At 47.2% G+C, this 26976-nt stretch carries 22 protein-coding genes; 19 read left to right on the top strand and 3 right to left on the bottom strand.

Annotation, left to right across the window (positions count from 1 at the left end; all coding sequences use genetic code 11):
* The first annotated feature begins 5 nt into the window (after window positions 1–5).
* The 12 genes from GGU45_RS09630 (at window position 6) to cysM (ending at window position 18156) form a co-directional block, all read left to right on the top strand.
* On the top strand, window positions 6–1184 hold the full coding sequence (locus tag GGU45_RS09630; protein WP_435224177.1) for a discoidin domain-containing protein: 1179 nt from the start codon (window positions 6–8) through the stop codon (window positions 1182–1184).
* A 19-nt stretch (window positions 1185–1203) separates the two neighbouring features.
* A complete protein-coding gene (locus GGU45_RS09625; protein WP_435224175.1) occupies window positions 1204–2250 on the top strand; it encodes a DUF5007 domain-containing protein in 1047 nt (348 codons plus the stop codon).
* Between the two features lie 30 nt (window positions 2251–2280).
* Complete coding sequence (locus tag GGU45_RS09620) at window positions 2281–5448, top strand: SusC/RagA family TonB-linked outer membrane protein (RefSeq protein WP_435224174.1); 3168 nt, start codon at window positions 2281–2283, stop codon at window positions 5446–5448.
* 10 nt (window positions 5449–5458) lie between these two features.
* Window positions 5459–7027, top strand: a complete 1569-nt coding sequence (locus GGU45_RS09615; RefSeq protein ID WP_435224172.1) for a RagB/SusD family nutrient uptake outer membrane protein — start codon at window positions 5459–5461, stop codon at window positions 7025–7027.
* 11 nt (window positions 7028–7038) lie between these two features.
* Window positions 7039–7797 carry a hypothetical protein gene (locus GGU45_RS09610; RefSeq protein WP_435224170.1) on the top strand — a complete coding sequence of 253 codons (759 nt, stop codon included), beginning with the start codon at window positions 7039–7041 and terminating at the stop codon, window positions 7795–7797.
* Between the two features lie 11 nt (window positions 7798–7808).
* A complete protein-coding gene (locus tag GGU45_RS09605) occupies window positions 7809–9563 on the top strand; it encodes a DUF5008 domain-containing protein (RefSeq protein WP_435224168.1) in 1755 nt (584 codons plus the stop codon).
* A gap of 11 nt (window positions 9564–9574) precedes the next feature.
* Complete coding sequence (locus GGU45_RS09600; protein ID WP_435224166.1) at window positions 9575–11617, top strand: M60 family metallopeptidase; 2043 nt, start codon at window positions 9575–9577, stop codon at window positions 11615–11617.
* 22 nt (window positions 11618–11639) lie between these two features.
* Entirely contained in the window at window positions 11640–12635 is a 996-nt protein-coding gene (locus tag GGU45_RS09595; protein ID WP_435224164.1) for an alkaline phosphatase family protein, read from the top strand.
* Between the two features lie 23 nt (window positions 12636–12658).
* Window positions 12659–13930 carry a DUF1735 domain-containing protein gene (locus tag GGU45_RS09590; protein ID WP_435224162.1) on the top strand — a complete coding sequence of 424 codons (1272 nt, stop codon included), beginning with the start codon at window positions 12659–12661 and terminating at the stop codon, window positions 13928–13930.
* A gap of 50 nt (window positions 13931–13980) precedes the next feature.
* Complete coding sequence (locus tag GGU45_RS09585) at window positions 13981–15756, top strand: phosphodiester glycosidase family protein (RefSeq protein WP_435224160.1); 1776 nt, start codon at window positions 13981–13983, stop codon at window positions 15754–15756.
* A gap of 529 nt (window positions 15757–16285) precedes the next feature.
* Complete coding sequence (locus tag GGU45_RS09580; protein WP_435224158.1) at window positions 16286–17128, top strand: serine O-acetyltransferase; 843 nt, start codon at window positions 16286–16288, stop codon at window positions 17126–17128.
* 155 nt (window positions 17129–17283) lie between these two features.
* A complete protein-coding gene (gene cysM, locus GGU45_RS09575; RefSeq protein ID WP_435224156.1) occupies window positions 17284–18156 on the top strand; it encodes a cysteine synthase CysM in 873 nt (290 codons plus the stop codon).
* A 99-nt stretch (window positions 18157–18255) separates the two neighbouring features.
* On the opposite strand, the gene GGU45_RS09570 is transcribed toward cysM, so the two are convergent.
* On the bottom strand, window positions 18256–18693 hold the full coding sequence (locus GGU45_RS09570) for a DUF6526 family protein (RefSeq protein ID WP_435224155.1): 438 nt from the start codon (window positions 18691–18693) through the stop codon (window positions 18256–18258).
* 155 nt (window positions 18694–18848) lie between these two features.
* Between GGU45_RS09570 and GGU45_RS09565 the strand changes: the two genes are divergently transcribed.
* The 5 genes from GGU45_RS09565 to GGU45_RS09545 all read left to right on the top strand — a co-directional run bounded on the left by GGU45_RS09565 (window position 18849) and on the right by GGU45_RS09545 (window position 22822).
* Window positions 18849–19925 (top strand): tetratricopeptide repeat protein, encoded by a 1077-nt coding sequence (locus tag GGU45_RS09565; RefSeq protein ID WP_435224153.1) that lies wholly within the window; start codon window positions 18849–18851, stop codon window positions 19923–19925.
* A gap of 213 nt (window positions 19926–20138) precedes the next feature.
* The gene (locus GGU45_RS09560; RefSeq protein ID WP_435224151.1) at window positions 20139–20963 is read left to right on the top strand and encodes a thymidylate synthase; all 825 of its coding nucleotides are present in this window, start codon (window positions 20139–20141) and stop codon (window positions 20961–20963) included.
* A gap of 32 nt (window positions 20964–20995) precedes the next feature.
* Complete coding sequence (locus GGU45_RS09555) at window positions 20996–21364, top strand: four helix bundle protein (protein ID WP_435224149.1); 369 nt, start codon at window positions 20996–20998, stop codon at window positions 21362–21364.
* Window positions 21365–21402: 38 nt separating this feature from the next.
* Window positions 21403–21894: a dihydrofolate reductase gene (locus tag GGU45_RS09550; RefSeq protein WP_435224148.1), complete on the top strand. Its 492-nt coding sequence runs from the start codon at window positions 21403–21405 to the stop codon at window positions 21892–21894.
* A 127-nt stretch (window positions 21895–22021) separates the two neighbouring features.
* On the top strand, window positions 22022–22822 hold the full coding sequence (locus GGU45_RS09545; protein ID WP_435224147.1) for an O-methyltransferase: 801 nt from the start codon (window positions 22022–22024) through the stop codon (window positions 22820–22822).
* Here GGU45_RS09545 and GGU45_RS09540 read toward each other — a convergent pair.
* Entirely contained in the window at window positions 22819–23409 is a 591-nt protein-coding gene (locus GGU45_RS09540) for a TMEM175 family protein (protein WP_435224145.1), read from the bottom strand. The genes GGU45_RS09545 and GGU45_RS09540 overlap by 4 nt on opposite strands.
* Window positions 23410–23474: 65 nt before the next feature.
* On the bottom strand, window positions 23475–23972 hold the full coding sequence (gene tpx / locus GGU45_RS09535) for a thiol peroxidase (protein ID WP_435224143.1): 498 nt from the start codon (window positions 23970–23972) through the stop codon (window positions 23475–23477).
* Between the two features lie 215 nt (window positions 23973–24187).
* On the opposite strand from tpx, the gene GGU45_RS09530 reads away from it, so the two are divergent.
* Together GGU45_RS09530 and GGU45_RS09525 are read left to right on the top strand one after the other, a co-directional pair.
* On the top strand, window positions 24188–25552 hold the full coding sequence (locus tag GGU45_RS09530; protein WP_435224141.1) for an RsmF rRNA methyltransferase first C-terminal domain-containing protein: 1365 nt from the start codon (window positions 24188–24190) through the stop codon (window positions 25550–25552).
* 208 nt (window positions 25553–25760) lie between these two features.
* Window positions 25761–26675 (top strand): Rpn family recombination-promoting nuclease/putative transposase, encoded by a 915-nt coding sequence (locus GGU45_RS09525; protein ID WP_435224140.1) that lies wholly within the window; start codon window positions 25761–25763, stop codon window positions 26673–26675.
* Window positions 26676–26976 lie beyond the last annotated feature (301 nt).

Genomic DNA, 26976 nt, shown 5'->3' with positions numbered 1-26976 from the left:
TCAATATGAAAAAGCAAGTTTTACCTGTAGCAGCTATGCTGTTGATATTGCTGATGCTTGGTGCCGGTTGTAGTAAGGGACGAAGCCCCTACTATAAATCCGAAGTAATCGAAACGGAACGATTTGATGGTACGGTGCTGCAGTACCTTGAGAGCCGGAAGGGGGTATATGATTCGATGGTGGTAGTGATCAAGCGCTTTCCGAATCTTGCAAAATTGCTGTCATCACCCGGCTCCATGACGGTATTTGCGATACCCAACGCGGCATTTGAAGTGGCGGTTACCAATTTTAACCGCGAGCGGGCAAAACAGGACAGTGCGCCGCTGTATTTTTCACCCAATAATTTAAGCCGGCCGGATTCGGGTATGTTTCATTACCTGGGGCTCGAACAGCTGATAGCACGCTATATTTTTAACAGGGTATATACTTATGAAGAGCTGGTGGTGTCGACTACCGGCCTCCGGTCGCCTTCCGTCCTTGGGTATAATATGAACCTCAAGGCCGTGCAGCAGAATGCCGTAGGCGCTATAAAAGACGGCCCTAAGGTAATAGAGCTGAGCGACATGAATAATTCCATTTTTAACCGTTTCTGGAAATCGGCTTTAACCAGCACCATTGCTGCTGTGCAAACCAGTAATGCCCTGGTGCACACGCTTGCCCAAAACCACGAATTTGGCTTTGCCAGTTTTACCGATAAACTACTGAACCCTTCCTGGGACAGAACCGGATGGACGCCCATTGCCTGGCATTCGCAATACCTGGGAACCTGGGGGGGCACGGTAGCGCATGCGCTGGATAATGACTATGATACCCGCTGGCATACCGTTCAGTCGAATATACCGCCGTTGCCGCTGTATTTTACAGTGGATATGAAAAATACGCTGCTCATTGGGGGTGTTAGGATTCAGTGCCGGAGAGATGGCTCGCACGATGCTTCACCGGTGGATTTTACCATACAGTTTGCACCCGATGGAGCCAATCTTGCCGACTCCTCCGTATGGACAAGCTACCGGTTTGATTTTGAGCCAACCACTGTTACCATTAAACTTCCACAAACATTTATGTTTGAGAAAGAGAAAGTGGAGGCGAGGTATTTCCGGTTTATCGTAAACCAGGTGTTTTCGGGCCGGCTTTATACCGATCGGCCCTATTCGAATCTTGATGAAATCTGGATGCTTTATTAATTTATTTTTTTGATTGACTATGAATAAGATTTTTTTAACGGCTTTATGTGCGCTGGTGCTGGTGGCGGGAGAGTCCTGTAAGAAAAACCTTCCCAGCCAGCTGGATGCCATCGACCGCTCGGCTACTTTTCTGACAACCAATTTTTCGCCCATCCTCGGCCGCAACTATATTTCAAGAAGCCCCTTTAGCTATGGGCAGTCTACATTGCCGCTGGAATTTGAAATCGTAAATATGCGCCGGTTCAATGGTCAGCCTGCCCCGGAGTTGACGGACGATGTGTATCCTGTTACCGTATGGAAAACCACCGGTGCGGGATCGTATACCGGTTTTGAAACTTCGCTGGCAGAAATTGAGGCCAAACGCACCATCGAAAACCACCGCATCTTCGAAATGCGAAAGGCTTCGGGCGATGTGGTGGTTTGGGGCGATGTAAATACATCCAAGGTACTTACCCGGCCAGACTCTGGCTACGTGTTTGATGTAAAAGTATCCAACAGCGGCGCTACCCGTTACTTTTATAACCTGCGTTTTATACCCTACAAGCCTGTTCCTTATGATCCCAATAACTATGATCTCAATACAGGTATGGCTTCCAGCCCTGCATTGAGTTCGGGTAGGAGCGGTCTTTCATTATTAAACTTCACCAGGAGTAAGGATAATGTACCCATGTCTTCCACCGAAGTGGATGTGTATTTTAATAAGCTGGTGGGCGGACAGGGCAATACCCTTACATTTAAATTTCTTGATTCGGCCTATGCGCCCATCAATCCAAAACTATTTAACCAAACCCAGTGGGACCGGCTGGTGCATGGTTTTGATATGAAGCTGACCGATACCGAAGTAAAATACACAGTGGCTTATCCCATTCCGCTGGCGCCCATCGCTACGCCCTATACAGTGGGCTCCGGAAGCAGGGCCTCGGTTAAGTTTGCCTATTATCGTTTAGGCCCGGGGGGCTTTGGGGTAACGGCATTGCTTGGATTCACCTTCGCTATTTATCAAAAAGGCGACTGGGAGATTGCTTTTCACTTTAAGAACACATCACCCAAATTCACGAATGATTAACCTGCTTATAGAAAATATAAACGAAAAGTTATGAGGATATTGAAGGGTTTACTGCTTACGCTTTTTTGTTTTTCGGCGCAATTGCTGTACGCGCAGCAGGTCGAAATACGCGGAAAGGTAATCGACAATCAAACACAGCAACCCATTGACGGGGTTTCCGTCATCGTGGGCAACAGGGGAACTCATACCGACTCTCTGGGGCAGTTTATGATTAAAATGACCCGTAGGGAAACCCTGAATTTTTCCTATGTGGAATATAAAAAGCAAACATATAAATTGAACGGGGATGAAAACGACCTGACGATTTATCTGGCTTCGGACGATGCCAAAAGCGCCATGAATGATGTGGTGGTAATGGGATTTGCAAAAAGGAGCAAAGTGTTGTCTACAGGGTCTTCGGTGGTAATTACTTCGGATGAAATTAAAGATGTTCCGGCAGCCAACCTCGCAGACCTGTTGCAGGGGAAAGTGCCGGGAGTAAATATTCAAACCAACAACGGTATGCCGGGTGCCCGCAGCTCCATCTTTCAGCGTGGGTTAAGCTCCGTGGATGTTTCCGGCTCCGGTAACGAGGCCTTCCTGGCATCTACCCAGCCGCTCATTATTATTGACGGCGTGCCCATTGACCCCAATACCGACTACGAATACGGTTTTGCAACTGCCGGGGCAGGGGTAAGCCCTTTAACACTGATCCCATCCGAGGATATAGATGATGTGCAGATTCTGAAGGATGCGGCGGCCATTTCGGTATATGGATCGCGCGGAGCATACGGGGTGTGGATCATTAATACCAAGAAAGGAAGATCCGGAAAACCGGAAATCAACTATATCTCCAACTTTTTTGTAAGCACGGTGCCCAAGCTGCGGGATATCTATGGAGGACGTATCGAACGGATGACAAAGATCGATCAGATCCTGCAGTATAACCGGTACTTTTCCGAGCATGCCGGATGGGCGATGGTAAACGCAAACCCTTACCTTTCCGACAGCTTAAACCCTTATTATAACAACTCTACCAACTGGCAATCCTATTTTTTCAAAAACACCAATAACCAGAACCATAACCTGAGTATAAAAGGGGGGAATCCGGGTTTCAACTATAAGATCAACCTTGGGTACTATAACGAAAAAGGGATTATCGAAAACACGGGCATGTCGCGCTATACCCTTGGTATGAATACCGTGTACGAGCCTCAATCCAAAAAAATGAAACTGATTGCCAGCATTAACGCTAATAATTCGATCCGTAACAATGGCAGCGGGGTAGGGCTGCTGCAAACGGGTGTGGCCACCAGTGGCATGGCTTCCACTACATTGCCGCCTCCCAGTATCTACACGGAAAACAGTGATGCGCTGGCCGCCTTTCAGGTTGAGGAAGATAATAAAACCGCAACCATTATGTCGAACCTGCAGTTTGACCTGGTGCTTCATAAAAACCTGCGGTTCTCAGCGCTGGGAAGCCATTCCTACTCGCATTCCAACAGTAATACCTTTTATCCATCCTGGTTAAACAGCGGCAGCTCCTATTACCTGTCTACCGGTACCAACCCGCTGGCCCAGTACAATACTTTTTCAAGGATCACCAATGGCTACTATAACCGTAACGTATTAACGTATAACAAAACCTTTGATAAGGAAAAGCATTACTTGAGCGCCTATGCCTTTTCCGATCTGTCGGTAGATATGATCCGCAGCAACGCGCTGTTGCTGTATGGCGCGCCCAATGACTATATTTCCGGGCCCATCGGATACAACCTCTCCAACTCCCGTTTCGGAACCAACGGCGTTCCGGTAAACAGGCGGATATTCGGATATGGAGGCAACCTGAGCTATGCCTTTATGCAGCGCTACGTTGTGGAGTTTAGCTACCGGATTGACGGAACATCCACCAACGGGCCATTGACCGGTTTTAGTCATAATCCAACGGCTTCGCTGAAATGGAACCTATATAAGGAGCGGTTTATGGAAAATGTGAGCTGGGTCGATTACGCCTCCTTACGCGGCAGCTGGGGCCGTAATATTGTGCCCCAGGGTGATGTATATGCAATTTACGGAAAGTATTTCCCAGGCGGCAGCTATATGGGGCAGCCCTCTGTTGGTTTGAGCTTTGGAACGGCGCCCAATGCCTACTTCCTGCCCAAAACCTCCAATTCCTGGAACGGGGGACTGGAAGCCGGTTTCCTGAAGGGGAAGTTTTCCATTGAATATGATATTTATTACCGCACGGTTGAAAACATGAGCAGGCTGGTTGATATTGTTACGGAATCGGGCTATGCCAATAAACCTACCAATGATATCAGCATGGTAAACTACGGGCATGAATTGTCACTGCGTTTCAAACCCATTCAAACCAAGAACTTTACCTGGAACATGAGCCTGAATGGCGCTTATAATAAAAACGTGCTTACCCATTTACCCAATGATGCACGGCAATTGGTGGTGAACCCCGGGGATGAATTAGGCTTACCCGTTTTATACCGCCTGGGCTCTAATGCTCTTACCAATTTTGTGTTTAACACAAAAGGCGTTTATGCCACCGATGCAGATGTGCCGGTTGACCCCCTTACCGGGCTGCGGCAGCGGATCAACGGCCGCCAGCTGAAGGGAGGCGACCCCATTTTTGCAGATCTGAACGGGGACTACGTAATTGATAACAGCGATCGTGTGGCCGTAGGCGATCCGCAGCCCAAGATCACGGGCGGGTTTATCAATAATTTTACGTACAAAAACTGGTCGATGTCGCTGCAATTGTCTTATACCCTGTTTCGTGATGTGTTGAACACGCCATTGGCGAGAAGGTTCCAGTATTTCTATTCGCCTAACTCAGCTTCATCGCTGCCGTTGATTGATGATTATAATTACTGGAAGCAGCCGGGTGATGTAGCCGATTATCCCAACCCGTATTCTTATGACCAAAACCTGGCCATTTCATCGTACCGCTATAATCAAACGCTTTTTATGGAGGATGGATCGTATATTAAGCTCAACACGTTTACACTCAGCTACAGTTTAAATAAAGCGCTTATCAGCCAGATCCGGCTAAAGGGGGCCAGGGTATATTTTACCGGGTATAACCTTTGGGTGATCTCCAACTACTCGGGGCCCAACCCTGAGAATGTTTCCGACCTGGGACGGGACCAGCCCAACGGCTACCCCAACCCCCGAAAATTTTCTGTAGGTATCAATGTGACATTATAAAATTCAACTTATGCAACGTAGAACGTATTTATTGATGCTGCTGCTGATGGCAGGACTGGTGACCGGCACAGGTTGTAAAAAATTCCTGAATGTAAATCCCGTGGACTCCATGTCGGGTAACAATTTTTGGAAGAGTAAGGATGACGTGGAGAAGTTTACCACCGGGGCCTATATCCTGCTTCGTAACTATACCTGCATGGACGGCTACTCCCTGCTGGCCATGGCCGATTACCGGTGCACGGCCTGGATTCCCTCTACCCTGGGAACGGGGCGGCTTTATATTGGTGACCTGAACAATAACCGTGTCCGGAGCCTTATCAACACGGTTGGCGGTACATCGGGGGTATATGGAAATTTTAGTCAGAGCATAAATCAGTTTGGATTTCAGAACATGTCCAACTGGGGATATATGTACCAGATCGTTACCTCGGCCAATACGATCATCGCCAATATCGACAGTAAGGACATTACGGATATCACCGATCAGGAACGTAAACAATACAAGGCCGAAGCGATCTTTTTGCGTAGCCTCACTTATTTCCTGATGGTGCGTCATTGGGGCGATGTGCCTTATATTACCGATCCGTCGGATGACACACCTCATGAGCGCATGAACCAGGTGGAGGTACTTAAAAATTGTATTGCGGCCCTGAAAGAAACAAAAAATGACCTGCCGTGGACCTACGCCGATCCAACCCTGCGGGGGGTGCGTGCGATGCGTGGCGGAGCGCTGGCATTGATGATGGAAATGAATATGTGGATGGCCTGCTTTGATGAGGCCAATGACAAAGCCTATTATGAACAAACCGTGAGCCTGGGCACCGAGCTGATTGGTCAAAATGAAGGATCTTATGAGCTGCTGCCCCTCGAAAACTTTAAGGAGATCTTTAAAGGCTCATCAAAAGAGAGTCTGTTTGAAATTGGCCAGGACTACAATTTTGGTGAAACCTTCGGCCTGATGGCTACGATTGCCGATATCGTGTTAAGAACGCCGTATAAGAAAAATGTGAACGTAACCTACCTGTATTACGCAACGCCTTACCTGATGCAGCTTTATGAGCCGGAAATGAATGGCCAGATCGATAAGCGGATTGATAACTGGTTTGAGCAGCCGAATATGTACAATAATACCGGGCAATTTGTATTTAAGAAATTCCTGAACACTTTTGCCACCCAGCAGGAAACGGAGAATCCTAACGATGCCAAGATCCTGTTCCGGTATGTAGATGCCTTCCTCTTAAGGGCCGAAGCATTGGAAAAACTGGGACGTTATGCCGAGGCGGTAGCCGATGTAAATGTGGTGCGGAACCGGGCCGGGGCAGAGTTGTATACCGGGCTGGAAACAAATCAGTTTGGGCAGCAATTGTCGGATGCCATCTGGTGGGAGCGGGAGCGGGAGCTGATGGGCGAAAGTTCCACCTTTTATGACCTGGTGCGTACCAAGCGCATTCTTAGCGGTCAGTATACGCCATTCCCGATCACCTATGACGAGTTTTTGAACGGCGCCTGTACCTACCCGATTCATCCGGATGTAATGCTGGCCAATCCAAAAATTAAACCCAATCCTTACTGGATGTAAAATAAAAACAGATGAGAAGCAAATTGAAATATACATTATTGGGCAGCATACTGGCTGTGCTGCTGGCAACGACCGCCTGCCAAAAGGAGTACTACCTGGATTCGGGTTTGAGCCGGCCGGAGTTTAATGGTTCCATGCTCCAATACCTGGAGTCAAAACCTGTCCTTTTTGATACCCTGGTACAGGTGATCAAACTGGCTGGCCTCGAAACCAATTTCAGAGACAGTAATTTTACTTTTTTTGCCCCGGCTGATTCCACCATCAACAGTACGATGCAGTACTTTAATTTTGAATTGAAACGCCTTGGTGAAGACACCATTTCGGTGCTGTCTGACCTGAGCACGGAGTTCTGGAAATCTACCCTGTACAACTATATGTTCCGGGCGGTAAAGGGACTGGAAGATTATCCGCAGCTGGATCTTTTGAACAAGCAGGCTTTTCCGGGTGAGTTTTCGCGTTCTGTGGGCGGCCGGGTTATGAATATCGGCGGCGTATTTACCAGTGCGCGGGGGGTTAAATACCAGGGGTACCGCTACCTCAATATTTCTTATGTACCCAATGAGGCAGCGCCTTATAACTCCTGGATAGCTACCCGGGTGGCTACCTGTAATATTAAACCCAAAAACGGGATCGTACATGTGCTGGCTTATGCAACGGATGTTGACGATAAAATAGACGGTGTGGGCTATGGGCCTCATTTCTTCGGGTTTAATCCCGTTGATGCCTGGGTACTGGCAAGATATTATGGTATAAAAAAACAAACGAACTGAAACGGAGCATCATGAATCGATTGAGCAATAAAATACTCCTGCCGATGGCGCTGGCGGCGTTATTAATGGCAGGGACTTACTGTTCAAAAAAGAACAGGGAAAGTTTTTCAGGGGCGTATAAGCCTGCAGTAAAAACCTATGTAAGGTTTTCCGGTGCAGCTCCGGTTCCAGGGTCCGGAGCCTCGGGAACCCTGGTGAAATTTAAGGTGACCGGGCTGGACTCGCTGGTTAATCTGGCGCCGGGCGATGTGCAGTTTTTATTAAACGGTATAGAGGCCCGGATTGATAAGATATCTCCTTTAGATAGTATGATTACGATTGAGGTTCCGGAAAATGCATCCTCGGGAGCGGCTACCATTGTAGTGCGGGACCGGATGTATTTTGGCCCGCAGTTTAAGGTAAACGGCAATGTATGGCTGGATTCTACCTTTAATAAATTGGCCAATGATCAGCAGGGCAATGTAGTGCTGGGCTCCGGTACCGATAATACTATTTTCGGTATCTACGCAGAAAATATCGGCACCGTTCAAAGTGTATATATTTTGGGGGCGTTTAGCCAGTACAATGATCTTGCCACTTATGATGCGCCGTCTGCCACGGGAGTCATCCCATCGCGCAGGAGCTATATCCTGAAGCTGAATCCTGTTGACGGAACGATTAAAACGGATTTTGCCAAAGGCACAGGGCCCAGTGGTGTTGTAGCCGGACTATTGCCGCTTACACAGTTTCCGGGTTACCTGATCTATGGCGGGTTTAGCGTATACAACGGCCGTGACGGGGTCAATAATATGACCCGCATTTATACCAATGGCATGATGGATTCTGTAGTACAAAATGTGTATAATCCGAATCCGCTGGAGCCGGAGCATAATATTGATACGCTCCCCGCTTTTATCGGAGGCTTTAATGATGGTGTGCGACGGGCTTTTCTTGATAAGAAGCAGCGCATCATCAGCGTGGGTAACTTTACCAACCATCGCAAAAATCTTTATAATTTATCTACCTACACCAATGTAGTACGCCAAAGCACTTACATGCGCAATGTAGGAGCCATGGATCAGGACGGCAACCTGGATACTACATATAACTACGATAATACCCGGGGGCAAATCATGAAGGGAGCCAATTCGGATATTACGGATGCGGTGCAGATTAAGGACGGCAGTTCGCCCTATGGGAAAATTATCGTGGTGGGGAGCTTCACAACGTTTAATAATGCCCCTGTATCCCGTATCATGATGCTGGATGATAACGGCCAGCCGGACCCCGGTTTTAAGGCCAGTGCCAACGGTGCTATCAACCGGATTACCTACAACCCGGTTACCGGGAAGCTACTGGTAATAGGAATCTTTACAGAATTTAACGGTATTTCTACGCCAACGGGTATTGCCATGATCAATGAAGACGGTACCTCTGACCCTGTTTTTGCAATGGGAGAACTGCGGCGCGGTGGTACTTTTGGAGGAAACTGGATTACCTATGCCGGCCAGATGAACGATGGACGGATTGTGATTGGCGGCAGCTTTGGTAAGTACAAATCGCCGGGGACCGATGACTTTGTAACCCGCCAGAATTTTATGATCCTTAACGCAGATGGCACATTGGCAAATGGCGTTAATAATACAGGAGCAATGGCCGGCACTATCCAGGATATCCTTGAAACAAAATCAGGTACAAAAAAGGCGCTGCTCATTGTTGGAAATTTTAGCCTGTTTGATAACGAAACGGTGGGCAATATCATCAGAATTGGTTTAGAACCGAAATAAATGGCACATTTATGAAGAAGCAATTAAAATACGTATCGCTGCTGATGGGCTGGGTACTGATCGGGTTTACCGCCTGTAATAAATACGGTTACAATTTTGCCGATAACTACGAAGGCGGAGAGGAGAAGGCCAACATGCCCGGCGGGCAATCGGATTCGCTGAGCAAAGATCTTTCCAAGCTGAATGCCGCCCGTAATTTTCCGGGGCTTGTCGGTGAAACCGAGCCGCGCCTGACCAATGTGGATGTTACCATAGATTTTTCGGCGCGCTATGTGCCGGGGTCGGATATCCGGATCAATTCTTCGCCGCAACCCTGGTATAGCACGGGGTTGTATGCAGCTACCGGAGAGCCGGTCAGCATTGATGTTCCGCAGGGTATAAACGGTATTGTAGCGGTAATAGGAGGCTGGACGGATAATCTGGACGGGGTGCCGGCCACCAAAAGAGACCCGCTTATCTTTAACCAGGTGGCCCTGCAACCGGGTAAGAATGTGATCCGCAACCTCTATGGCGGAACCCTGTATCTGAGGACTAATGGTACCGTAAAAGAACTGGGCACCGTTACCATGAAAGTTTCGGGCGCCGTACGCGCTCCTGACTTTGTTCTTGGAACATCCACCGATGAGGGCTGGAACGAGCAGGTACGACAATCGCAGGTGCCCTGGTTCCAGTTGAGAGGCCGGCGGATTGTTTTTGAATTGCCAAAACTGTTTCTTGATAAGCACCCAATTGCCAATCCAACAGCGTTGATGGAAGAATGGGATCGCATCATCGGGGAAGATATTTATAGATGGAAAGGGCTGGAGGATGTTTCAGCCGACTCACTCAACAAAGCGCCCAATCATCCCATACGCGTAATCATGGACGCACAGCCGCGGCTGGCGTATGCGCACAACTCTTTCCCGATTGTGTTACAGATGGATGAAAACCTGTTTACGAACGAGATTGCCAATTACCAGGCTTTAACCACCAAGGGCGCCTGGCGAACATTATACGAGATTGGCCGGAACAATACCACCGGTTTTTGGCAGTTCAGCGGTTTGAGCGCAACCGGGGGCAACCTGTTTTCTGCAAAAATGGCCAACCGGCTGGGGATCAACTACGCCAACCTGGTGCAAGGTATGAAGCTGGCCGTAGATACCGGTATCTGGTACGCCAACCTGCCTAAAAACTATGCAAGCCTCTTTAACCGCGACCTGAGCAACCGGACCAATGGGGACCTCATAAAACTGCTGCCCTTTGTACAGCTTTTTGAATATTACGGGTACGGTCTTATGAGCTATATTGAATATGACGCACGTCATTATACAGAAGGAGGGCTGAACGACCTGCAGCGTATGGATTACTTTTTTACGAAAGCCTGCGACTTTACCCACACAGATCTTTCGGCCTTCTTCAGAGCCTGGTCTATTCCGGTATCTGCGGCCGTAGCCGATTCCATGGAATTGAAATATCCTTTTATGACTAAGACGGTCTTTCTTTATAACCCCATTACCAAAACCGGCGTTCGTGACTCCCTTATGCCCAAGCCGAGGGAACTGTCGCGGACAGCATGGAAGGTGTCGGGCTTCTGCTGCCAGGAAGCAACCACGGGGCCGTTGTATGCGGTGAACCTGATCGATGGCGATGTTAATACCCGCTGGCAAACAAGAGAGACGCATACACCACATACCGTTACGATCGATATGGGGGCCATTACCGATGTTGGCGGATTCTATTATGCCAACGGGGCATCTACCTTCCGCCCCAGGACCATCAAGGTATGGGTAAGCTGGGATAATATAAACTGGACGCAGGCTTTCTCCGGTACAGGTACAAACCCAAGTCTTCCGGGTAACCCCACTACCGATAACGGAGGCAATGTGGTTAATACCATCAATTTTTCGGATAATAAGCGTTATGTAGGCGTGCGCTATATCCGGTTTGAATCTGCAAACGCATTCCCAGCATCGCCGGTGGTAACCACGGCGTCCACTGCAGAGTTTGGCGCATTACGCGGCATTTCGACCGGAACGAATGCCCAAACGCCGGTATATCCTCCAACTGAAGAATAACAATAACGATGAATTAACTTTTATGATGATAAAAAAATTATACATAATAGCAACGGGGGCCTTCATCGGGTGTGTGCTGCTGGCTGGCTGCAAAAAATTTCCGGATCCCGGCGTGCAGATTGAAGAGTACAAGGCCGATACAACCGTACGTGCCGTTTCCAACCAGCGAAGAATGTTGCTGATCAGTATTGATGGGCTGGCGGCGGATGTATTACAGGCCGTAAAGCCGGAAGCCATTCAATCGCTGCTGCAAAACGGCAAATATTCTTTCAGTACAGCCACCAACCTGCCGGTCAACAATACGGCGGCATTGGGATCGATGTTTACCGGAAATTTTGAAACCCGGCTATGGGACAGTACGTTTTACGCCGTGCCGGCAGACAGTACCAATACCATCCCTGTGCCGCTGAACCTGACGGCGTTTCGCTATATCCATGACGAGATCCCCGATAAAAAATTTGCTGCTGTGGCCAATTGGCCCAACCTGGTAAATACCCTGCTGGCGGATGCCGACAAAAAAGTGGTAACGGCCGATGATGCGGCAACAAAAGCCGCAGTGGAAAATATCCTCAAATCCGAAAACAGGGATGTAGTGTTTGCCCGTTTTTCTTCGGTACAAAATGCCGGAAGTCAATATGGCTTTAAGGCCGGGGCAGAATATGAAGCAGCCATCCGGACGGTAGACGGGTACATTGGAGATATTATGAATGCGCTGAAGAGCAGGGCCTCCTACAATAACGAAAAATGGTTAACCGTTATTACTACAACCCAGGTAAGCGACACCCTGCTTACTGCAAAAACCTGGGCGGGTTCACCGTTAAAGATTCCTGGTTTTATTATTGCCCATCACAAGGGCTTTACCAGCCAGGATATTACAAAACTGAACCCTGCAATCATCGCAAAAAATGAAGATGTGGCGGCCATGATGCTCTACTGGCTGCAGGTTTCCAAACCCTCCACCATGGTTAACGGGAGCTCCTGGCTCGATCGGTTTGAGCTGGAGTTTTTAACAAAATAGCTTATTGTTTAAACGGACATTAAATGGAACGAATTATGGACAAACTGAAAGGGATCAGAATCGGTATAGCAGCCCTGCTGCTGCTGGGTATGGCTTCCTGTGCAAAGGAGAGCCTGCCGGCTGCGGAGGCAGAGCTCAAGTCCTACAACAAAATATATTTTGTGCAGGCCAGCCTTAGCGGGAATATCAATTTTAAGGTATACGTGGACGCGGATAAAAGAGATACCGCTTTTAATGTGGTGAATGTAACCATTGGAGGCACCACAGCGCCGGATCATGATATTCCGGTTAAATTTGAAATATTGGATCAGACCTTTGTAGATGCGTATAATACGCAAAAGGGAATGACGGCAAAGCTGCTGCCCGAAGCAAACTTTAGCCTGGATAAAGACGTTGTGATCAAAAAAGGAACGCTAACCACCGGAACCCTTCCGCTGAAGCTAAATCTTGACGGGCTTTCGAACGGCGACATGTATGTGCTGCCGGTAAAATTTGAAGCAACAGATCCCACCCACCCGGTGGATCCGCAATTGCAGGTGGCCTACTATGTATTTAACTGCCAGCAGCTGCCCGTGGGCAAGTATATTGGAAATATACCCCAGGTCAACGAGCCGGGCGTACGTCTTTTTGATTTTTACGATGACTTAATGCTTCGTGATACGGCGGGCGACCTGTGGGTATACCCGCTAAAGGACAGGCAGACCCTTGGAGATCCCGTAAAAGTGGCCTCGGGGTTCGATAGTGTAACCTCCCTGATTTTTAACTCCGGCTATAACCGGCTTATAGGCGTTGTTACATCCGGATTCTATCGAAATTGTGTCGTAAGCTGGAGTATTTCCAATATGCCGGATGTTAAAATAGGAGATACGCTGCTGGCCTATAAATCGGCCGATTTTGCTACCGTTTTTGCCAATACCTTCTTCCAGGGTGTTAACGGGGCCTGGTATGGTGTGCATGCTACAGGCAACTCTTTTTGGTATTTTACGCTCAACGCAAGCGGAACAGCCGCTACCAGAAGCAATATCAATGGGGGATGGGTTCGTGATATATATAAGGACCCCTGCATTATCAATAATGCCGTTGTTGTAAACCACCCCACCAGTTTGCTGGTGTACTTGTTGGGAACAAATGGCGCTACATTTGCTACGGACCGGTGGCCCGTAGGCAAAGGCTTTTTTAAGTACAGCCGGATTTTTTCGTATAAAAATAAGGACCTGATTGGGATAAAGGCCAACGGAGACCTTATCCGTTACGCTGATTTTGATATCCATGGCTTCTATATTGCAGAACTTTAGAAAGCCTCGCGGGAGAATAAAAAATTTATAAGTTATTAAATACGATTGAAATGAAAACATGGGGTAACTGTAGGCTGCTGCTTTTACTAACAGTGATCTTTATTTCCTGTAACAAGGACTTCAAAGACGATGAACAAGGCCTGGTGGAAGGGGCGAATAGTCCCAGCATTTCGGGGCTTAGCAAAACCTCGGGAGTAATGGGCGATACCCTGACAATCATGGGTGATTTTCCAAATGGGGGTGAAGTGACTTTTGGAATTCAAAAGCTCAATATTGTTTCTTTCAACAGCAAGGAAATTGTGGTGGTGGTACCCTATGGTACCGGAAGCGCCTTTGTGATGGTAAACTCGGGCGTGCTTCGCTCCAATAAAGTAACCTTCACGTACACCCTGCCGCCGGCGAAAGAAGGTGTCCGCATCGGCGACAACTACTACGATGTTGATACCACAACAATCATGGAGGTTGGGCCGGGTACAAAATACATGGTATTGAGTTTTACAGACCGTTACACTACCAATCATCTGAAAGTGCACCTTACATTTATGGATACACAAAATCCGCTGTTGTCCTTTAAACCGGCACTGGCAAGGGATACGGTGGCCAGTATGGACAATATCCCGAATATCGCCGTTCGCAAGTCAAAAGCAGGCGCCCGGTATTTTGTGGGGGTCAACGGCGATCTTTTTAATACAACCCTTACGGCGCCGCCCGGTGTCAATAACCAGGGCCGGGTAAATAATTCCTGTATTGTGGATGGGCTGATCACGAATATGAGTTATAATTATCCTGCGTATGCACCCGTGTATTTTAACGGGAATACCGTTTATTTTGATGATTTCGAGTTTGTGTCTTATGTACAGGTACCAGATATGGAAAAAATAGGTATCAAGAATGTGAACAATTCACGGGCGGCGGACGATCTCATTCTCTATAATACAGCCAAAGGGCGTCATACCAATACCAATAATTTTGGAACCGAAATGGCGGTAGTACCCATTGGAGGCTCCTGGGGCGACTATACCAATGTGCGCGTAAAAATAAACACTAAGGTAGTGTATGGCCAGGTAGGCAGCACAGTGATACCTGCCGGCGGAGCCGTTGTCTCGGGACACGATTTTTCGGCTACGGTTTTGAATACCGCCAGTATCGGCGATACACTAACCATTGTTAACTATGCAAAAAATACGGCAACAGGTACCCTTATTCAGCAGATGATCTCCGGCGACCGTAGAATTTTGCAAAACGGACAGGTTATTAACCCGGTTGCAGCCCGCACAGCGCGTACGGCTATTGGCGCTTCTGCAGATAAATCGACCCTTGTGTTTTGTGTGGCGGAGGGCGCTATTGCAGGTGTATCGGTGGGTATATCAACCAGCGATCTGGCGGAGATTTTAAAAATGTATGGCATTGCTGATGCCGTTCACATGAATGGCGGAAACTATAGCACCCTGTATGTAAAAGGGGCCGGTTATAATAACGGCGGATTGGTAAACCGACCCAATAATACAACTACTGCGTCCAGTGTTGGCAATGGGTTATTTGCCATATCCAAAGCGCCGGATGATGCCTCGGTGGTAAAACTGGTATCTGATCTTTATTCTGTTCGGGTAAAGGCAGGCGGCACCATAACGCCCCGGTTTTACGGATTGAATAAATATGGGCATATCGTAAACTCGGACATCAGTGGCGTAACGGTAACGGAGGCTAATGGTTTGGGTACCGTTACCGGAACCAGCTTTACCGCCGGCACAACAACGGGGTATACAGAATTGGTGGGTACTTATGGTGGCATGACATCGAAGGTTATGGTGAATATAGTACCATAAGAAATTCGTTTAGTCACAAATTTATTCCTGTTAAAGTATACATACAGAGCTGTCACAGTAGTTGCTGTGGCAGCTTTTTCATGCATAATAATAAGACGCTTTGAAGGAGAGGCACATAAGGTTTTAATGCACAGGCTAAGCCTGGACGTAAATAAATATTTCTGAAAAAAGATGAAAGCCCGAAGAGGGCCCACCAGTTGAAAATAGCGAAGGGTAATAAAATTAAGAGGGGCGTACGTTGGTCTGGAAAGATTACGAACCCCACTCTTAGCCCTCTAAACCGTTGTAAAGATATTGCCGCCAAACAGTATCTGCCAAACGTTGAGCAGGGTATTCGATAGAATGCCGTTCTCCTTAGTTCAAACCCGTTGTATCATCGATAAAATGAGTATGTATTTTGGCTAAAATCCCCCGGCCAGGAAATTGATAGAAATAATTTTGATACCGGTTCGATAACAACGTATCGATGATGCTTAAAAGGATTCCGTTGCCAATGTAGCATTATTTTTAGGCCCGCTTTTTAATTATTATGGTAGATTTGTGGGGTATGTATGACAAAGTGAATAAGAATAATCAGTTTTATCAGCAGATATTTGAATCGCAGAAAGGGGTACCCGCGGTACCCCCCAACCAGGTTATTGCACGATGGGCGGATGCGTTGATCTGCCTGCTGTTTCCGGAGCGTGCGGATTGTTTCCCCATCAGCATTGATGAAGTGCATCATAAGTTTGAGCTTCGGGAAAAAGAGCTGAAGGCCATCCTGGAACTTACAGATACCTGCGCGCAGGTGTCAAAGAAGGCTAGCAGCTTTTTTAAGCAGTTGCCCGGGTTGTATCGTTTATTAAATACCGATATTGAAGCAATCCTTTCCGGCGATCCTGCTGCCAAAACGCGGTTTGAGGTGATCCGCGCCTATCCGGGCTTTTTTGCCATTGCCTATTACCGCATAGCTCATGAACTGCTGAACCAGCAGATACCACACTTGCCACGGATTCTTACCGAGCATGCCCACGGTATCAGCGGCATCGACATTCATCCTGGCGCCGTTATCGGCGGATATTTTTGTATTGATCATGGCAGCGGTACGGTAATCGGCGAATCGACCGTTATAGGCAATCATGTGAAGATTTACCAGGGAGTAACCCTGGGAGCCCTGAGTGTAGATAAGAGCCTGATGGACCGCAAGCGTCATCCTACCGTGGAAGATGGAGTGGTTATTTATTCCAATGCAACCATATTGGGGGGCGATACCGTAATTGGTCGCAATAGCATTGTGGGCGGAAACGTATGGCTTACCCGGAGCATACCTCCTAACTCAAAAGTGTATCACCGGCCATCGATTGACCTGGTGGAGCAGGAAATACTGGAGTAGAAGGGGGGCAAAGTTTCAGGTTTGACGTTTAAAGTTTAACGTTAGTGCCGGTTCTACGCTCGATGCACATTGCCTACTGGCTACTCACCACTTCCTATTCACTATTCAATATCGTTTCCTTAACGCTTCATTTTATAATATATAATTTTTTCGATATGGCTTCTTTACTGGACCTGGTGGGGAATACTCCCATGGTGGAACTTAGAAAACTCAACCCCAATCCCAATGTGAATGTGTTGGTTAAACTGGAAGGCACCAATCCCGGCGGCAGTGTGAAGGACCGGGCGGCATTCAATATGATCGCCTCCGCTTTGGAGCGCGGCGCTATTAAACCCGGAGACAAACTGGTGGAAGCCACCAGTGGAAATACCGGTATTGCACTGGCTATGATTGCCCGGTTTTATGACCTGGAACTGGAGCTGGTGCTCCCCGACACCTCTACCCGGGAGCGCACATTAACCATGGAAGCCTTTGGTGCCCGGGTGACGCAGCTGGCAGGAATAGAAGCCTGCCGGGACTATGCTGAAGCGAAAGCCGCCAGGGGAGAATCTTTTATGTTGGACCAGTTTGCTAATGACGATAATTGGGGTGCACATTATAAAACCACGGGACCAGAAATATGGCGCGATACCGGCGGTGCTGTTACACATTTTGTAAGCGCCATGGGTACTACTGGTACCATTATGGGATGCTCCCGTTTTTTAAAGGAACAAAACCCAAAGGTGCAGGTTGTGGGCTGCCAGCCCACGGAAACAGCATCCATCCCTGGTATAAGGAGATGGCCCGAAGCCTATTTGCCCAGGATATTTGACCCTCAACGCGTAGATCGGATTATGGATATTACCGAGGCGGAAGCAGTTGACTATACGCGAAGGCTGGCGAAAGAGGAGGGCGTCTTTGCAGGTATGAGTACCGGCGGTGCGGCGGCGGCGGCCCTCCGGCTGGCAGCCGAACTGGAGCAGGGCACTATTGTGTTTATTGCCTGCGACCGGGGCGACCGGTATCTGAGCAGTACCCTTTTTGGATAAGAATAACCTGTCTGATTTGAAGTCTGAATGTTTTTTACATAAAAGCTGATCAGGGCATCCCTACCCGTTTTTCAATATTTTAAGTAGGCAGGAGAGGCCTTATACCCGTGCAGTATCTGCCCTCCAGTTCCGGATCTGCTGTTTAATGAAACGGGGGCGAAGCCCTTCCTGCTGTGTTTTTTCAATAAGCGACAGTAGCTCTTCATCCGGTGCAAACCGCAGTGCAGCGATCTGCGAAAAGGACAATTGCTGTTCCAGCGGTTCAAAGTTTTTACCTGTTAATACAAAATACCGGTACCGCATTTCCTGCACCACAACCCGGTTTTGAAGGGTAAGTGCATAGTGCTGCCGCAGCATATACGACAGCCATCCGATCAGCAGGATCAGCAGGGCGATGAAGATCCATACCAATTTTAAGGCGGGGTTATGGAAAATATTATAAACGGCGCCTGTTTCAAGCAGGAGTATTGCCGGGTAAAAGATAAAATGATGGGGTGTGTAATACCGGACATGATTGCTGTACCGCTGGCTGGCCATAATAAAAATTTTCTGGTAAGATAACGGAAATTGCCGGGGTACCATAAAAAGGCCGTGCCCTTTTTCTATGCTGCTTTTGCGGCTGTTGAAAAAGGAAGGGTTTCTGTTTATCGAAATGCGGCCTGCGATCTGTAATTTTGAAGTAAATGCCAGATATGAAAAAACAATTGCTGTTTGCCGCCGGGTTCTTTCTACTATTGCTATCCGGGGCGCAGGGGCAGGATTCCACCAGGATCAGGCTGCTGATGATGGAAGGAATCCGTTTCCATGACCGGGGGCAATATACAGATGCCATAAAAAAATACGACAGCGTTTTAAGGATAGATCCGGACCATGTGTTTGCTCAGTATGAAAAATCGTATTCGCTGATGGCGGTTAAAAATTATAAGGAAGCCATTGCGTTGAGTCAGCTCGTTGTTAAAAATCAGCGTGCAGATACTGGCATTATTGGCAGCGCCTATAGCACCTGGGGGTCGGCACTGGATGAGCAGGGCGATCATAAGAAGGCGCTGAGTGTGTACGATGAGGGGATCAAAAAAGTACCAGGGTACAACATGCTCAATTATAATAAGGCGATTACCCTCCTGCGGACTCATCAAATTGATGCCGGCGTTTCCGAGCTGGAAGCATCGCTCTTAAAAAATCCCAGGCACCTGTCTTCTCATCTTATGCTGGGCCGGACGATGCTGCTGCTCCGGCATAGTAAAATAGCCGCATTGATGCCTTATATGACCTACCTGTTGCTGGATAACAGGAGTGAACAGGCCCTGGACGTGCTGGGTGTAGTACGCGGCCTGGTGGAAGGCAGTGTAAAAAAAACTGACTCCAACAGTTATCACATTGAGCTGTCAGGGCATTCGTTGAAGAAAAAAAAGAATAAAAAGCCGGCAGATGATGATTTTAAATCGATAGAGCTGTTGTTTAAACTTGGCGCGGCAGCGGATGCCTCAAAAACAGAAGGACAGCTGCCGGCAGACCGGTTTGCCAGCCGGCTGTCATCCGTTATTGAGTTGCTGGCAGGGCAAACCGGACATACCGGATTTTACGGAAGATTTTACCTGCCGTTTTTCAGCGGGCTGCATGAGCAGCAACTTGCCGAAAGTTTTGGTCATCATATCTATACTCCTTCCGGAAATGTAATGAACGAGGTCTGGATCCAGGACCACCGGGAGCAGATGGACCGGCTAAAGATGTGGACACAGGCGTATAGGTGGCCGGGGGCGGGATTTTAGTTTCAGGTTCCCGGTTTACCACCCGCCTGATGGCCGGCGGGGCAGGTTCAACATTAGATTCGCTTTTATACCAAATGTTCTATCTCAAATATGGGGTCTCATTTCATCTGGAAGCTAAGAGCCGATAGCTGAACCCTGGTCTCCTATGCACAGGTTTCGCACAGGTGCTGCGGCAGATTTCGGGGATGGGGCTATTATTGTTATCTTGCATCCATGCAGCAATATTTGGATTTGTTACAACATATTTTAAATGAAGGAGTTGAGAAGACGGATCGGACAGGAACCGGTACCATCAGCACATTCGGATACCAGATGCGATTTGATCTTCAGAAAGGGTTTCCGATTGTTACCACAAAAAAACTCCACCTGAAAAGTATTATTTATGAGCTACTCTGGTTCTTAAACGGGGATACCAATATTAAATATCTGAAGGAACATGGTGTACGGATCTGGGACGAGTGGGCCGATGAAAACGGAGAACTGGGGCCGGTGTACGGCAAACAGTGGCGAAGCTGGGAAGGCAAGGATGGAGTAGTGGTGGACCAGATAACCGACCTGATCGGGCAGATCAAAAAAAGCCCGGATAGCCGGCGCCTGATCGTAAATGCATGGAATGTGGGTGAGCTTTCGGAGATGGCGCTGATGCCCTGTCATACCTTATTCCAGTTTTATGTAGCAGCTCCAAAAACTACAAATGGAAAACCCGGAAAGCCCCGTTTGAGCTGCCAGTTGTACCAGCGCTCGGCAGATGTGTTTTTAGGGGTGCCTTTTAATATAGCATCCTATGCGCTGTTAACGATGATGATTGCACAGGTATGCGATCTGGAGCCGGGTGAATTCGTACATAGCTTTGGAGACGTACATATTTACACGAATCATCTGGAGCAGGTGAAACTGCAATTGTCACGTACACCGTATCCGCTGCCGCAGATGAAAATAAACCCGGAAATAAAAGATATTTTTAATTTTTCATTTGAAGATTTTGAACTGGTAAACTACCAGTCGCATCCGGGCATTAAGGGCGTGGTAGCGGTCTGAGAATGTAGAACGCAAAATGTAGAATTTAACGTATGGAAAATGCCCGAAAATACGACCTGGAGGACCGGTTGGTACATTTCGCAATTCTTGCGCTGAATGTTTGTGACATTTTGCCATCGACAAAAGCCGGGAATAATCTTGAACATCAATTGTCAAAGAGCGGAACGGCACCCGCGCTGATGTATGGAGAAGTTCAGGCCGCAGAATTGCAGGCCGATTTTATACACAAGATGAAATGTGCGCTTAAGGAACTACGGGAAACAAAAATTAACCTGAGAATTATAAAGGAGAAACCGGTAGCTATGCATGAATCTGTGGGCATTGCTTTGCAGGAATGCAATGAGTTGATCGCGATCTTTGCAGCAAGTGTAGCAACTGCTCAAAAAAACAGGAGTAAATAGTTCTAAATTTTAAATTCGGTGTTTAATATTCAATATTTATGATAGTTTCTTTAGTAGCAGCCGCATCTAACAATAACGTTATTGGTAAAGACAACAAACTATTGTGGTCGTTACCCAATGATATGAAACATTTTAAAAATGTAACCTGGGGCATGCCGGTGGTAATGGGACGCAAGACCTTTGAATCCTTTAAACAACCCCTTGCGGGACGAAAAAATATCGTCCTCAGCACTAATAAAAGCCTCAAAATTGATAATGCGATCGTGGCCCGCAGTCAAAATGATGTGGAATTATTGGTGAAGGAAATGGACGTCAAAGAGCTGATGGTGATCGGGGGAGGGGAAATCTATAAATTATACCTGCCCAAGGCTAACCGGATCTACCTGACCCGTGTGGATACCGCCCTGGAGGGGGATGCTTTTTTTCCGGTATTTGATCAGAATGCCTGGAGCTTAACGAGTAAACAGGAATATAAAGCCGATGAAAAACATTTATTCGATTATACTTTTGAACTCTGGGAACGCATTTGAATTTAGAAAATTGAATACCCGGTAACCAACGTAAAACGGAAGCTTGATGTTGCCACAATGGTTCCAGTTGTATAGCAGGAACAATCGTTCTACATTTAACGTTTAAAATTTAATATTCTACATTTCAATGGTATATTCTCCCCTAATTGCCGCATCCAAATATTTTAAATACTATATCCATGCATCCAATAGCAAGGGGCATGGCATGCATTCGCCCTTCGTGTTTGAGTTGATCACCAAAGTGATGAATGATTTTACCCGTTACCCGGCGTATGATAAGATTGAGACGCTTCGCAAAGAACTTTTGAAAGATGGAGAAATAATCACCGTAGAAGACCTGGGGGCCGGGTCATCAAAAACGCGGTCGTGTACCCGGACGGTAGCTTCCATTGCAAAAAATGCAGCCAAGCCGGCAAAATACGGGCAGCTCATGTACCGCATGATCCGCCACTATAAGGCCCGGCGTATTCTGGAAATGGGCAGCTCCCTGGGCCTTACCACATCCTACCTGGCCGCCGCCGATCCGGAGGCGCGGGTAATCACAATGGAAGGGGCGCCGTCAGTAGCAGCATTGGCAAAAAAGCATTTTTCGGCCCTGGAATTGACGAACATAGAATTGGTAGAAGGTGATTTTGACGATACGCTTCCCGCCGTTCTGGAATCAATGCCAAAAATTGATTTTGCCTTTATTGACGGAAACCACCGGCAGGAGCCTACAGAGCGCTATTTTAAACAACTGCTGCCGCATGTTCATAACGATACCTTGCTGATATTTGACGATATTCACTGGAGCCGGGAAATGGAAACCGCCTGGAAAAATATTGTAGCGCATGAAGCTGTAACCTGTGATGTGGATCTTTTTTATATCGGCATTGTAAGTTTCCGGAACGCATTCAAAGAGAAACAGGGTTTCTCCGTCCGGTTTTAGATCTCATTGTCGTCTGCATAAAATTTTTCAATCCGTTTGTCGGGGATGAACCAGATGAGGGCTACAATCGTATACAATGTAATGCTGATCCATGTAGCAATAAAGCTGGCGCTGATGCCTGCAAGATACAGGACGCCGGATATTTTTCCTTTTGAATCGGTGCCCACCGCCTGCGCCAGTTTACAATTGGGGCCACCGGCCTTTATCAATTCTTTCTGAAGTATGAGATAGGCTACAGCTGCCATTGCCAGTACAAAACCGTAGACGGCTACGGGTAAGGGCTGGGTATAGTTTTTATCCATCCATGCGGTTGTAAACGGGAAGAGCGATAGCCAAAACAGGAGGTTCAGGTTTTTCCAGAGAACCGCGCCATTTATTTTATCCGCAAGGTGGAACATGTGATGATGGTTGTTCCAATAAATGCCTACATAAATAAAACTTAATACATAACTCAAAAAAGTAGGGAGCAGTTCCAGCAGCGATTTTAATGTATAGCCGTCTTCCGGTGGACGCAGCTCCAGCACCATAATGGTAATGGCAATAGCCAGCACGCCATCGCTGAATGCTTCAAGTCTTGATTTTGTCATATTAGTGGAAAGAATAAAAAAGTGGTTGCTTCAAAAATAAACGTTGAAACAACCACTCTTCCTGGTTAATTTAATGCAGTTAATGCTGCTTCATAATTGGGCTCTGTTGTAATTTCCGGTACCTGCTCGGTATACACTACTTCCCCAGCGGCATTAGCCACGATTACCGCCCGGCTCAGCAGGCCCTTCATGGGAGAGTCGGCAAACGTTACCCCATAATCATTACCAAAATTTCCTCTGAAGTCGGAAAGGGTTTCTACGTTGCTGATGCCTTCTGCGGCGCAAAAGCGGTTCAGTGCAAATGGCAGGTCTTTCGAGATGTTCAGGACTACAGTATCTTCAAGTGCTGCAGCTTTTTCGTTGAATTTTCTAACAGAGGCGGCGCATACACCCGTATCTACGCTGGGAAAAATATTCAGCACTACTTTTTTACCGGCATAATCAGAAAGTTTTTTCTCGGTTAGCCCTGCGTTCACCAGCGTAAAATCCTTGAGTTTACTCCCTTTTCCAGGCAAGGATCCTGCTGTTGTAACGGGATTTCCTTTTAACGTAATTTCAGTCATAGTATAGAATTTATTATTGATTTTAAAAATGGAATTTGTTTAATACAAAGAAAGCGAATTTATAATGGATTTCTGTTGCATTTTCCCCCGGTTTTTTTGTATTTAAAATTTGGTTTCAGTTTTGAGGCGCTTTGGCGGCTTTCCGGCCGGGACAGGATGCTATAAAAATGGCGGGCCCCGGAAGATAAGTTCACTGGTTTTTATACTTTTGCGTTGTGCAATTACCATCTTCGCTTATCCAATCTTTGAATGGCCTCCCTGGCTTTGATGAAACGGCATTTGTTGCAGTACATCGGTCGGGATCCCAGGTTACTTCAGTCCGGATCAACCCCCGTAAAATTTCTGCGCCCTCCTTTCAAACAGGTATGGACCCTGTGCCATGGTCGGGCCTGGGATATTATCTGGCTCATCGCCCCTCCTTTACCTTTGATCCGCTTTTTCATGCGGGTTGCTACTATGTACAGGAGGCCAGCAGCATGTTTCTGGAACAGGCGTTGAAGCAGACGGCTGATCTTGCAAAGCCTCTTAAGGTACTGGATCTTTGTGCCGCTCCGGGTGGGAAGACTACGCACCTACAATCACTGATCTCAAAGGATAGTCTGCTGGTGAGCAATGAGGTGATCCGGAGCCGGGCGGCGGTATTAAAGGATAATGTTATAAAATGGGGCGCTTCAAATATTGCTATAACGAATAATGACCCGGGCGACTTTGTAATGTTGCCTGGCTTTTTTGATGTAATGGTGGTGGATGCCCCCTGCAGTGGAAGCGGGTTATTTCGCCGGGATGAAGCTGCGATTTCGGAATGGAGCGAGCATGGTGTGGCGCTTTGCAGCCAGCGCCAGCAGCGTATCCTGGCAGATGTATTGCCTGCGTTGAAGGAGGACGGGGTACTGGTTTATTCTACCTGCTCTTACTCGAAAGAAGAAGATGAAGATATTCTGAAATGGCTGGATGAAGAGATGGGACTGGAAGGTATTGAACTGAATACAGAGCCCGGCTGGAATGTGATCGCCGTAAAAGAAGGCTCAAACTTCGGATATCGTTTCTGGCCACACCGTGTAAAGGGGGAGGGGCTTTTTATGGGCGTATTCCGGAAAAAAGATACTACCGGCAGGTTGGGAAAATACCGGGTAAAACAGAAACCGCTTTCCGCAAAAGAAGCCGGGTTGCTAACTAACTGGATCGGTACAGCTGAAAGGCAATTTGTTAGTTTTGGCGGTCGCATTTATGCATGGCCCGAATCGCTTTTTGAAGCACTGGATCTTTTAGCGGAAAAGATGAAAGTGATCTATTCGGGAGTCCTGGTAGGAGAATTGGTTCGGGATAAACTGATACCGGATCATGCGCTGGCATTGAGTGGGTTGGTTTCGGGCACCGTTGCCCGGACAAGCCTGTCTGAAGATACAGCGATCCATTATCTGCAGCGAAAAGATTTTGTATTGGAAACAGCGCAGAAAGGCTGGCAACTGGCTGTTTTTGACGGGCATCCCATGGGCTGGATGAATGTGTTGCCCAACCGTATCAATAATTACTATCCCAGGGAACTGCGGATTCTGAAGGAGCAGCGCCCGGCTGAGTAGGATCCATATTTGAAATGTATCGGCGTAATGCCCGGGACATTTCCGGGAGGTTTTTTGTAGTCCTTTCCCGGATAGTAGAAATCATATTTGATTGTGTTGGGGCTGTATGCTAACGGGCGATTTGGAGCGCGTGCAGCGAAGGACCCCGCCAACATGGACGCGGAACTGGAGGTGATGCCACAATCCAGGAAAAATTGTATCTTTAAGCATGGCTACTATGAATAACACGGATGTACCTCCGATAGGGCGGTACATCGACCCGCTAACCGACTTTGGTTTTAAAAGAATCTTTGGTTCTGACTCCAGCAAAGACCTGCTGATTTTCTTTTTGAATGCCTTGTTCAAAGGCCGGAAGACCATTTGCAACCTGGCATACAATCCGCAGGAAAATCATGGCCCGGCAAAGCATTACCGCAAAGCCGTTTTCGATATTACCTGCACGGGCGCTAATGGCGAAACGTTTATCATTGAGATCCAGCGCGCCGATCAGAAGTTTTTTAAAGACCGGGCACTTTTTTATACAGCCAGTCAGTTACATGAGCAGGGCATAAAAGGAAACAGGCACTGGGATTTTGAACTAAAGGAAGTATATTTTATTGGGATAGCAGACTTTAACTTTAATAATTCCCAGCCGGGTAAATGGCTGCACCATGTACGGCTGACTGAAGCCGCAACCGGTTGCGTGTTTTATAATAAATTGGAATTCATATTTTTAGAATTACCCAATTTTGATTGCAGTGAGGATGCACTAAAAACCGATGTTGAGCGCTGGCTGTATGTGCTTCGAAATATGAGAAAAATGAAAGAAATTCCATTAACTTTACAGGGAGAAACATTTCAGCAGGTGTTTGAAATAGCAGAGGTGGCTAACTTAAAAAAGGAGGAATATATGTTATACCAGAAAGACGTTTTAGATCGATGGACCGAATACGCCGTATTAAAAACCGCCAAGGATAAAGCGATATTGGAAGGTATGGAAAAAGGCGCGGAACAAAAGAGTTATGAAGTTGTCAAAAATCTTATTCTTGAGCATGGTTTTACGGATGCCCAGGCTGCAGAAACAACTGGTGTATCGCTCGATTTTGTAAAAAAAGTGCGCAGGAATCTGACATCGGCACAATAAAACAGAATAAATATTTAAAGCAAAAGCTGTTCCCTTTTTGGGAATGGCTTTTCTTTTGGGAGAATGAACAGATTTGACTAACTATTGAGACATTTTATAGCCCTCAATTGATCTTTTTTTGGGAATTTCGCCATAGAGGAACGGATGAGTTGCATTGCCATAAGAAGGAACCGGGATATAAAACAACCGGGTAAGGAGTATTGCAAACACCTTTTCGTTGCCGCTGTATTCAATTATTAAAAACGAAATGTATCGTCTTATGCTTCAGTCATTTTGCCACGGAGTTAGATCCTGTGTTCTG

The sequence above is a fragment of the Niabella hirudinis genome (assembly GCF_051201075.1).
Taxonomy (GTDB): Bacteria; Bacteroidota; Bacteroidia; order Chitinophagales; family Chitinophagaceae; genus Niabella; species Niabella hirudinis.
Note: the sequence above shows the minus strand (reverse complement) of the source record. Positions and strands in the feature narration are given on the sequence as shown.